This is a genomic window from Sporosarcina beigongshangi (assembly GCF_033485195.1).
Lineage (GTDB): Bacteria > Bacillota > Bacilli > Bacillales_A > Planococcaceae > Sporosarcina > Sporosarcina beigongshangi.
Genome location: NZ_JAWLIR010000035.1, coordinates 26,519 through 37,073 on the forward strand (window position 1 = coordinate 26,519; position 10,555 = coordinate 37,073).

Consider the following 10,555-nt stretch of genomic DNA (forward strand, 5'->3'; position numbering starts at 1 on the left):
TGCCTTCACCTACTATTAGTGTTTGACACTAGTAGCACATTGATAAGTAAGTCCAGCGGGGAGGGATTGAACTGCATCCCTCCTTTATGACAGTTGCCATATGCTGAACCCCCTTATGTTGCCGCCTTCACCAAGGCACTTACACAACCATTATTTACTTGGGTGATTTGTTTCAATATTGGTTTTGATTGATTTAACTGCTTCATCCATCGCCGTTTGTGGATCTGCTTTTCCTGTAGCAATTGTTTGCAAAGCGGATGCAGCGGGATCCCACACTTCACCCATTTCCGGGATGTTCGGCATTGGAACTGCATATTGAGATTGGAGTGCAACTGCTTTTGCTCCTTCATTTTCAGCAATAATTGGATCCTCAATCAGCGTTTTAACAGGTGGGATTTCTTGAGTTTTTTCAAAACGAATTTTTGCGTTTTCTTCGTTTGTCAGCCACTCAATCAATTTTGTTGCCCAATATTCATGCTCTGTAAAGGATGTCACATGCCAGCCCTTTACTCCCATGAATGTCTTCATATGTTCGCCGTTTGGTAGTGTCGGCAATGCCGCAACTCCGATGTCTATTCCAGCATCTGTCATGCCTTGGAAAGCCCAAGGACCATCCATAACAGAAGCTACTTTACCTTCATTGAACAGACCATCTTTAGCAGATCCTCCAGTATCCCCAATGATTCCTTTTGGGAATAGACCTTCGCTGTACCATGTTTGAATATATTTCGCTCCAGCAACTGCACCCTCGTTATTTAAACCGATATCTTCTCGGTCAAGTGCACCATCGTTATCCTTGAATACATAACCGCCCATGCCCCCAATTACGCCGTGAGCAAAGTAAAAGTTATCCCATAGCGCTAGGAACCCAAACTGTTTTCCGTCCGTAAAGTCCTTTGAAAACGCATACAATTCATCCATCGTTGCTGGTGCTTCAGTCATTAATGCTTTGTTGTAGATAAAGACTGGTGTTTCTGTTGCTTTTGGTAGTCCGTATAGCTTACCATCGTATTTTTGTGAACCAACAGAAGACTCCGTAAACTTAGCAAGCACGTCATCAGATACTTTGATTTCCTGGATTAACCCTTCTGTTGCAACTTGACCAATTTGGTCGTGTGGTAACGTCACAACGTCGGCACCTGTTCCAGATGGACCATCTAGACGTAACTGATCACGCATTTTGTCCGCCATATTTAGTTCTTTAAATTCAATCTTAATGCCATATTCTTTTTCAAAAGATTCGATTGCAGGTTCTAATGCGATTGATTTGTCAACATCTTCCCAGACGACAAGTTTTTCTGGTTTTGCTGGCTCGTCGGTTTCCGTATTCCCTTGTTCTTCTGCTTCCCCTGTTGTTTCGGATCCGCCTGCACTTCCCGATTCTTCCGGTACCTCTCGATTTGGTCCACATGCTACGAGTAGACCAATAATAAGCGCAAGCACAGCTAATAACGATAACTGTTTTTTCATTTCTTTGCCCCCTCCTTATAATGTCAATCTTTTGCTAAAGTTGTACAACCGTTTGCATTCGTTTGTTATATGTGGAACGTTCAAATAGAATTCCACATTCAAATGTTCACACAAACTAACAAACTATTAATGTACAATCCAATGAAACCGGTTGCACAACTTATGAACTCATTATACATTTAATCTTTTATTATTCAATCCCTTTTTTATACTTTTTAAATTTCCGACCAAATTATTGCGTCATCTGCAGTCTTCTACTCCTTTATCTTTGTTAACTTGTCGTATACCTACGTAATTCATTACATGAAAAAAGCTTGCTGTTGCTATGTTTTTCACATGGCAAGGCAAGCTTTTTCATACTTTGTTACTCGTTTGAACTTTTCTCTTTGTTTTTTAACAGACACATAGTTACTACTGTACATAAAGCGAATACGAGAGCTACCATTCTAAATTCAATAATGGGCTTAAACTTAACTTTTTCGGTTGTAATTTCGTAGACACCCAGTGGTTTAATAGCAATATGTCCACCGCCGCCTTCACCTTGACCTGCTGGAGAATGATCGCTTGCTTCAGAATATCCTCCACCTCCCCCGAAAGAATAGCTAACCTTGGCAACAGGTAGTACCCGTTTATTCGTAAGGTCAATTGTTTCACCGTATACAAGAGTGACGTCTTTGTTCTGAGCAAATTTATCAAAAATACTTTTGACCGGCGATGAATACACAGTTCCATGCTCCTGTTCTGTGTCCATGATACAGTCCCCCTTCAATTTGTGATATATCTTTAATTCTACAACATGGACTCACAATCCTATTCATTAGGGATATTTATTTTGAATCCGATCAAAAAATATCTATCTTGCAGGCGGTTAATGGCCCACAAGATAGATAGTAGTTTCCTAGTATTTATACAAAAATCATCCAAATGACCATTGTAACAACAATTGTCGTCACGCCTTGTAACAACGTTGCTATTGTTTGTGCTTTATAGGCATCCGTTACTTTCATACCACTGAATTCCGTGACAACCCAGAAAAAGCTATCATTCACATGGCTTACAGTCATCGCCCCAGCGCCAATTGCCATAACAACTAGTGCAAGTGGAACGGCTCCTTCAATGCCCATTACCGGCAATAATGGTGCCACCAACGTTGAGGTAATAACAAGTGAAGCCGTTGAAGAACCTTGTGCTGTTTTTAAAGCTGCCGCAATGATGAATGGAATGAGCAAGAACAATGCGCCACCCGCTAAAGCATCCATGTTCATGTTAGCGATTAAATCTGCAACACCGGAATTTGAAATTACTTTACCGAACGCTCCTCCTGCGCCGGTAATTAGAAGAATTGGAGCAGCCTCCTTTATCCCTTCACCAATCCAGCCTGATAATGTTTCTTCATCAAACTTTGGTAATAATAAAAACGCCGCCAGTACACCGAATAATAAAGCAACAGAAGGCGCCCCTAGAAAACGTAAGAAATTTATAAAACCAGTATCTTCACCCGTTAAAGCAGCAATCGAACCAATCCCAATCAATACGATTGGCAAGACAATCGGTAAAAATGCTTTAAACGTAGAAGGCATTTTTCCAAAGGATTTCACAATTTCTTCGTAATCCAGTCCACCTTCTTCTAAGTCCTCAGGCACTTCAATTTTTGATGCAACTTTTACAGCCCATAGATACCCTACAATGACTGCCGGAATTGCAACGAATAGCCCGATTAAAATAATCGTACCTAAATAGTTTTCTGCACCAATATTACCCGCTGCTGCAATTGGGCCTGGTGTCGGCGGAACTAGCGTATGTGTTGCGTACAATCCTGTTGCAAGCGCAACTGACATCGAAGCAATTGCAACTTTCGCTCGCTTCGCTAACGCCTTTTTCAAACTTGATAATATAATGAATCCCGAATCACAAAATACCGGTATCGAAACAATATAACCGATGATTGACATCGCCAATTGCGGTCTTTTTTCACCGATTACTCGTAAAACGACTTCCGCCATCCGGTAAGCTGCACCTGACTTTTCCAGGATGACCCCAATAATCGTACCCGCAACAATGACAATTCCAATTCCCTTCATCAGTCCACCGAATCCATCATTCACACTCTCAACAACTGTAAGTAGTGGCATACCAGAACTAATACCAACAACAAATGCCCCTAATAATAAAGATAAAAATGGATGAACCTTAAAAACAGCTGTCAACACAACAACTAATACAACACTTAGCCCAATAACTGCAAATAACATAACTACACCCCTTTTTTAGTAGTTAAATAATTCTCCATTACTTCCTTTGTTTTCAAACGTAAATAATGCTCGGCATTTTCCATCGATTCTTCCGCTGATACACTTCCATCTGCAATTGCATGAAGCTCGGAAAATAGTGGTGCTAAAAGCTCTCGACTTCCATTATCTACTGCTCCCGAAATGAGAATAATTGGTTTTCCCTCTCGAGCTGCCACTTTGGCAATACCGAACGGGGCTTTCCCCGCCAATGTTTGCCTATCTGTTTTCCCCTCACCTGTTACAATTAAATCTGCATCCCTTAGTTGTTGATCAAACAAGATCGTCTCTAACACAACGCTAATTCCTTGCTTCATTTCACCCGGGAAAAATGCCTGAAAAGCTCCCCCTGCTCCTCCTGCCGCACCCGCACCTTTCCTTGCATGAAGTGAAATCCCAGTGAGCTTTTCCACTACCTTTGCAAATACTCCTAAATTCTCATCCAATAAATTCACCATTTTAGGCATAGCACCCTTTTGCGGTCCAAAAATAGCAGATGCTCCTTCGGAACCAGTTAGTGGATTTTCTACATCACAAGCAATTAAAAAATGACTTTCAGAAATTCGCTCATCGAAAGATGTTTGCTCCATCGTATAGAGTGATCCAAGTGCTCCTCCACCTTGGGTTAATTCTTTGGAATTCGCATCCAATAACTTCATACCAAGCGCTTGCAATAATCCTGAACCACCGTCATTTGTTGCACTTCCGCCAAGCCCGATAATAAATTTGCGCAAGCCGGCGTCTAATGCGTGAACGATTAATTGGCCCGTACCAAATGTTGATGTGATAAGTGGATTTCTCTCCTCTTCAGTCAACAGCATCAGACCCGATGCCTCAGCAATTTCAATGACACATGTTTCGCCATCTCCAAGCACACCATAGCTAGCATTCACTTGCCGGCCGATTGGATCTTGTACGGTGACAGTAACGGTCGTTCCATTGGTAGCGCCAACTAAACTACTCATCGTACCTTCCCCGCCATCAGCTACTGGTAGCATCACCGTCTCAATTGCCGGGTTAGCATCATGAATCCCATCAGCCATCGCCTGTGTCGCCTGAACTGCTGTCAGACTTCCCTTAAACGAATCGGGCGCTATTAGTATTTTCAACGCGTACACCTCCTTTTTAAAGCGCTTACAAAGAGTATAGTGGTAATATTCTAATAATACATTATACTTATTGTATAAATTTATTTCTAAAAAATGATAAAAACTATACACGGAGGATACTTAATGCTAACAAAACAACTTGCAGATGAAATTGTCGAACAAACTACAATCCGTTTAAAACGGAATTTAAATGTCATGGACACAAATGGAATGATTTTATCTTCCGGTGACGAAGAACGAATCGACAAAATCCATGAAGGAGCTGCCTATGTCGCTTTAACAGGAGAAGAACTATGGATTACGAAAAAGAATTTAGCAGAATGGTATGGAACGAAACTAGGTGTGAATATGCCGATTTATTTCCAGGAACAATTAGTTGGGGTCATTGGCATAACTGGAAATCCAGAAGAGCTTAGGGAAATCGCAACACTCGTACAACTAACAACTGAAATGATGGTTCACCAATCACTTATCACCTCGCGTGCCGAATGGAAACGAAAGATGAAGGAGCTTATTTTCGAAGAACTGATTAGCGGCGAGCCTCTATCGCCAATCGTTAGGGAAAGACTGACCCTATTAGAATTTAACGTAGCAAGTCCGTTCATAACTTTGTTAATTGAATCAGAAAACTTTCTTCCCTCTTCACAAAGAATCATTGAACAATTGGAGGAGCAATTCGAAAAAAACTCCGTACTGATTGGTCATTCGCAGCTGAACGAACTATTCATACTCTTGAGTCAAGTAAGTGAACCAACCTTGAAAAGTAAACTCGCTACACTGCTTCCTATTTTGCAGAAGGATTCCTTTGTTAGAATTGGCGTTGGCTATGCCGTAAATACGCTGGATGAAGTCCGCTATTCCTATACAACTGCCAAAAACGCCTTACAATTTGCAAAGCCTAAACAACAGCTTATTTACTTTGAAGAAATCGAATTACTAGCCTTACTCAAAAAGAATATCTCTTCCTCCGAAACTATTAAGTTTTCCAATCGAATTTTAAACGGTTTGAATAGTCAGCTACAGGATACGTTGACTACCTATCTTGCAGCTGATCTAAACAGTAAGAATTCCGCTGATAAGTTAAATATTCATCGACACACTTTAACGTACAGGCTCCGAAATATCCAAGAAATCACAAGCTATAATCCTTCACTATTCCAAGATGCGTTTGTCCTAAAAATTGCACTCTTACTAAACGAAAAATAACTATCAATAAGACAATCCCCTTAAGCTAACAGACAGCTAAGGGGATTCTATATTTTTCAATTTGCGCTCTTTTCAACTACAGCTTTCCCACCAGAATACAGTCCACTTGCAGATAAACCCATCATTACCCCAACGAGTATCCCAGCCTTGATGTCGTCTGGGTAAACATAAAACATACCACCAACAATACCAAAAATTATTGCAATAGGTGGCAGTAGTCGTTTCTTCATCCCATACATCTTCAACAATTCCACCATGCCAATGATTAGCGGAATTAAGACAACATCATATATTTCCAATAACTCCCCTCCTTCTCCACTCTATGAAAATATAGTTAAAGAAATGTGCAAAGAACAATCAAACTTTTTCACTATAATTAATTATTATTTTTTTAATAACTATTAACTATTATCTTAAGATTTTAACTTTGCAGAAACGTTGTAATATCAACCTTATTGCAAATAACAGCGTTTCCATTAATTATTTTTGACAATTGAAAACGATTAATTGTATTATAGTGAAATATGAAGGAGGCATCATGATGTCACAGATAACTAAAAAACAAATCGTGGAAAGTGTCCCACAAAAAGGATTCTTCGGACACCCGAAAGGTTTGTTCACATTATTTTTCACGGAATTTTGGGAACGTTTTTCGTACTACGGAATGAGGGCTATTCTTGTTTTCTATATGTACTACGAAGTATCCAGCGGTGGGCTTGGACTTGATAAAACAGTCGCATTGTCCATCATGTCCATCTACGGTTCCCTGGTTTACATGTCGGGGATTATCGGCGGCTGGTTAGCCGACCGTATTTTTGGGACATCGAAGGCAGTCTTCTACGGTGGGATTTTCATCATGCTCGGGCATATTGCGCTTGCCATTCCCGGAAATATAACAATGTTCTTTATTTCAATGGTGCTTATTGTACTTGGTACAGGTCTATTAAAACCAAACGTTTCGAGTATGGTGGGCGATATTTACTCAGAAACTGATAATCGTCGCGACTCAGGATTCAGCATTTTCTATATGGGGATTAACTTAGGTGCTTTCATTTCCCCATTAATTGTTGGTGAACTAATGAAAACGAGCTTCCACCTTGGTTTCGGGGTCGCTGCAGTTGGGATGTTCATCGGTTTGGTTGTCTTTGCTGTAACAAAGAAGAACAATCTTGGTCTTGCAGGTACGCAAGTCGGAAACCCATTAGCTCCTGAAGAAAAGAAAAAAATCTATTCGATTTTCGGCATAACAACCGTTGCACTCGCAATTCTAATTGCAATTGCAATTCCAAAAGGTTGGCTGACATTCGATTCATTTATCGCTATCGTCGGGATACTCGGTTTCCTCATTCCAACGATTTATTTCATTACCATGTACAGAAGTCCGAAAACAACTGAAGTAGAACAATCACGCATTATCGCGTATATCCCACTATTCTTGGCGGCGGTCATGTTTTGGGCTATTGCAGAGCAAGGGTCAACTATTCTTGCCTTATATGCGGATACACGAACAAATCTTAATATTTTCGGCTATCAAATTTCACCAGCCTTTTTCCAATCATTTAACCCATTATTCATCATCACACTAGCACCCGTTTTCGCCTGGTTGTGGATGAAACTCGGAGATCGCCAGCCGTCGATTCCTAAGAAGTTCTCATTAGGCTTGCTATTTGCTGGACTATCGTTCATCGTCATCTTAGTTCCTTCGTACTTTGGTGGGACAGATACACTTGTCAGCCCACTGTGGCTCATTTTAAGTATCTTCATCGTCGTCTTGGGCGAACTATGCTTATCACCTGTCGGACTGTCTGCAACGACCAAACTGGCACCGGCTGCGTTTTCTGCACAGACTATGAGCCTTTGGTTCCTATCCAATGCAGCTGCACAAGGGCTTAACGCACAACTTGTAAAGTTTTATTCACCTGAAACGGAAATGATGTACTTCGGAATTATCGGAGGAAGTGCAATTTTACTTAGTATTATTGTGTTCGCACTGTCACCAATCATTCAACGCTATATGAAAGGTGTACGATAACTGCATAAGTCGGAAACAAGCAATCCCATCATTTAATAACGGGATTGCTTGTTTTACGTTTAACATGGTTTTTTAGAACCATAAAAAATCATTATCAAAACTTAAATATTTTTCCGAAAAATCATTATTTTATTCTTAATTAAATGTTAAAATAAAAGTACCGCTATATAAAAAAAAGAAAGTAAAGGTGAAAATTTATGATACTCGGTTTAACTATTATCTTAATACTTGTATTATTTATGCCTTTCACGGTAAAAATCGTCGAACGAAATTTAGAAGTCTTTTTGTTTGTAATGGGAATTGCCGCAGTAGTCGTAAGCAAAGTGCTCGACAAAGATCTTGTTTTTAAAGCGTTGGAAGATCCTCTACATATTACGTTAGCTGTTATTATTGCAGGAATACTATTCCGATGGTTCCAAAAACCTATTGAAAAAGGAATTCTTGGGATGAGTAAGGCAATGCCGACGCGTCTATTTTTGGCTTTGGTTGTAGTCGTTCTCGGTCTCATTTCAAGTGTAATTACGGCAATCATTGCTGCGACTGTTCTTGTCGCAGTTGTCAGCGTTTTACGTCTAGATCGAAAATCAGAAATCCGCTTAGTTATCTTGACCTGTTATTCCATTGGTCTTGGTGCTGTTTTGACACCTATCGGTGAACCACTTTCTACAATTGCAACGAGCAAACTGAATCAAGACTTCTTCTATTTATTCAGACTTTTAGGTGCTGATATTATTGTTGGAGTAATTGTTTTTGGCATACTCGCTGCAATGTTAATCAAACCAGAAAAGAAAATGAATCAATTAGAAGCTGCTCATGGGACAGAGACGTATCTGGAAATTGTTACTCGTGGCTTTAAAGTATACCTATTTGTCATGGCGCTTACTTTTCTCGGTGCCGGCTTCGAGCCTTTCATCGAAAAATATTTACTGAACCTTAACCCATTTGTTCTGTACTGGATTAATATGATTTCAGCGGTGTTAGATAATGCGACGTTAACTGCTGCCGAAATTAGCCCGACGATGGATAATTCAACAATTAGGGCCATCTTACTCGGACTTCTCGTCAGCGGAGGAATGTTGATTCCAGGGAATATCCCAAATATTATTGCTGCAGGTAAGCTTAATATTAAAAGTGTTGAATGGGCACGCTTTGCTGTTCCAATCGGATTGCTTGCAATGGTTGCCTATTTCATCGTCATAGTTATTACTAACTAAATAAATAAAGAAGCACAATCCACCATGAGATTGTGCTTCTTTATCGACTGTCTTTTGCCACTAAAGTAGAAGAGGTGATTATTTTGGATATACAGCAATACTTGACTAGATTCAATGCAATGCCAACACATAAAGCTTCCCTTTCTACAGTAACGGGGCTTCAGCACCAACACTTGCAGCATATCCCATTCGAAAATTTGGATGTCATTCGGAAAGTACCTATCTACCTTAATCTACAAAATATATTCAGCAAGATTGTACACAGTCATCGCGGAGGCTATTGCTATGAATTGAACGGACTTTTTAACTGGCTTCTCTCCGAACTCGGATTTTGCGCACATTTAGTTGCCGCTACGGTGTTAAGACCTAATGGTCAATGGGCAAAAACAGACACACACGCCACCATCCTTGTTCAGTTAGACCAACCCTATTTAGTTGATGTGGGTTTTGGAGCTGCTACACCACGCACGCCTATACCATTGGACGGAAGTGAACGAACGGACCTTAACGGCACTTATAAAGTTATGCAGGTGACTGAATGCCTATTTGACTTGATCCAGGATAGCGAATCCGGAACAAAGACTTTATATCGATTCAATACCGATGAGAAAAAGCTCGTCGATTTTCATGAAGGCTGTATTTTCAATCAAGTCGACAAAGCATCTACTTTTACACATCATGATATTGTCTCCATTGCAACTAACACCGGGCGTATTACTTTAGCAGACAACACGTTGACTGTTGTAGAAAATGGAATTAAGAAAACTTCTCAACTTTCTAATGAAGACAAATCTCACGTATTGCAAACCACCTTCAAGCTTTATGTATAACAAAAAAATGTAGGGGTTGTCTAATAAATATGAAAGAACTCGCTTTACAGGATTATTATACTTATGATTGGATTGGAGGAGGCGGCGACTCCAGTGGGAATAGCATGAGCTGAAGACCCCGCAGGAAGAGCCGTTACAAGGAACGGCTTTTGCGACCAAAAGCGTAGTGTTGGGAGCAGCGGGGTAGATGCCTTAATTTCCGCAAAGTGCGCAGAAATACGGCAAATCGAACCCTTTGCTGTTCGATTGGCTGAAGCCATGCCCACGGAAAGCGTCCGCCACCGGAACGGAAATCATCTTCTTTATAACGGAAAAGGGGCTGCCGATTTGTCATTTTGACTTTTCGGACAGCCCCTACATTTTTATTTTACAACTTATTTTTTCTTCGTCAATCTTCCTAGTGCAA

General features: G+C 40.4%; 9 protein-coding genes. 4 read left to right on the top strand and 5 right to left on the bottom strand.

Annotation, left to right across the window (positions count from 1 at the left end; all coding sequences use genetic code 11):
- Positions 1–150 precede the first annotated feature (150 nt).
- The 4 genes from R2B77_RS14605 to R2B77_RS14620 form a co-directional block, all read right to left on the bottom strand.
- A complete protein-coding gene (locus R2B77_RS14605; RefSeq protein ID WP_203248834.1) occupies positions 151–1,470 on the bottom strand; it encodes an extracellular solute-binding protein in 1,320 nt (439 codons plus the stop codon).
- Between the two features lie 364 nt (positions 1,471–1,834).
- On the bottom strand, positions 1,835–2,221 hold the full coding sequence (locus R2B77_RS14610; protein WP_203248833.1) for a spore germination protein GerW family protein: 387 nt from the start codon (positions 2,219–2,221) through the stop codon (positions 1,835–1,837).
- A 154-nt stretch (positions 2,222–2,375) separates the two neighbouring features.
- Positions 2,376–3,722, bottom strand: a complete 1,347-nt coding sequence (locus R2B77_RS14615) for a GntP family permease (protein ID WP_203248832.1) — start codon at positions 3,720–3,722, stop codon at positions 2,376–2,378.
- 2 nt (positions 3,723–3,724) lie between these two features.
- Positions 3,725–4,867: a glycerate kinase gene (locus R2B77_RS14620; protein ID WP_203248831.1), complete on the bottom strand. Its 1,143-nt coding sequence runs from the start codon at positions 4,865–4,867 to the stop codon at positions 3,725–3,727.
- Between the two features lie 123 nt (positions 4,868–4,990).
- Here R2B77_RS14620 and R2B77_RS14625 point away from each other — a divergent pair, with 123 nt between their 5' ends.
- The gene (locus R2B77_RS14625) at positions 4,991–6,073 is read left to right on the top strand and encodes a CdaR family transcriptional regulator (RefSeq protein ID WP_203248830.1); all 1,083 of its coding nucleotides are present in this window, start codon (positions 4,991–4,993) and stop codon (positions 6,071–6,073) included.
- A gap of 56 nt (positions 6,074–6,129) precedes the next feature.
- Here the strand turns inward: R2B77_RS14625 and R2B77_RS14630 are convergent, their stop codons facing one another.
- A complete protein-coding gene (locus R2B77_RS14630; protein WP_203248829.1) occupies positions 6,130–6,372 on the bottom strand; it encodes a hypothetical protein in 243 nt (80 codons plus the stop codon).
- Positions 6,373–6,614: 242 nt separating this feature from the next.
- Between R2B77_RS14630 and R2B77_RS14635 the strand changes: the two genes are divergently transcribed.
- From R2B77_RS14635 to R2B77_RS14645, 3 genes are all read left to right on the top strand, one after another.
- Entirely contained in the window at positions 6,615–8,105 is a 1,491-nt protein-coding gene (locus R2B77_RS14635; protein ID WP_212391844.1) for a peptide MFS transporter, read from the top strand.
- Between the two features lie 197 nt (positions 8,106–8,302).
- Positions 8,303–9,319, top strand: a complete 1,017-nt coding sequence (locus tag R2B77_RS14640; protein ID WP_203248828.1) for a DUF1646 family protein — start codon at positions 8,303–8,305, stop codon at positions 9,317–9,319.
- A gap of 83 nt (positions 9,320–9,402) precedes the next feature.
- The gene (locus tag R2B77_RS14645; RefSeq protein ID WP_203248827.1) at positions 9,403–10,149 is read left to right on the top strand and encodes an arylamine N-acetyltransferase family protein; all 747 of its coding nucleotides are present in this window, start codon (positions 9,403–9,405) and stop codon (positions 10,147–10,149) included.
- Positions 10,150–10,555 lie beyond the last annotated feature (406 nt).

Bases quoted from the DNA above. Each gene is read 5' to 3' on its own strand.
- R2B77_RS14605 (WP_203248834.1), bottom strand. From the start codon at position 1,470: ATGAAAAAACAGTTATCGTTATTAGCTGTGCTTGCGCTTATTATTGGT.
- R2B77_RS14610 (WP_203248833.1), bottom strand. From the start codon at position 2,221: ATGGACACAGAACAGGAGCATGGAACTGTGTATTCATCGCCGGTCAAA.
- R2B77_RS14615 (WP_203248832.1), bottom strand. From the start codon at position 3,722: ATGTTATTTGCAGTTATTGGGCTAAGTGTTGTATTAGTTGTTGTGTTG.
- R2B77_RS14625 (WP_203248830.1), top strand. From the start codon at position 4,991: ATGCTAACAAAACAACTTGCAGATGAAATTGTCGAACAAACTACAATC.
- R2B77_RS14635 (WP_212391844.1), top strand. From the start codon at position 6,615: ATGTCACAGATAACTAAAAAACAAATCGTGGAAAGTGTCCCACAAAAA.
- R2B77_RS14640 (WP_203248828.1), top strand. From the start codon at position 8,303: ATGATACTCGGTTTAACTATTATCTTAATACTTGTATTATTTATGCCT.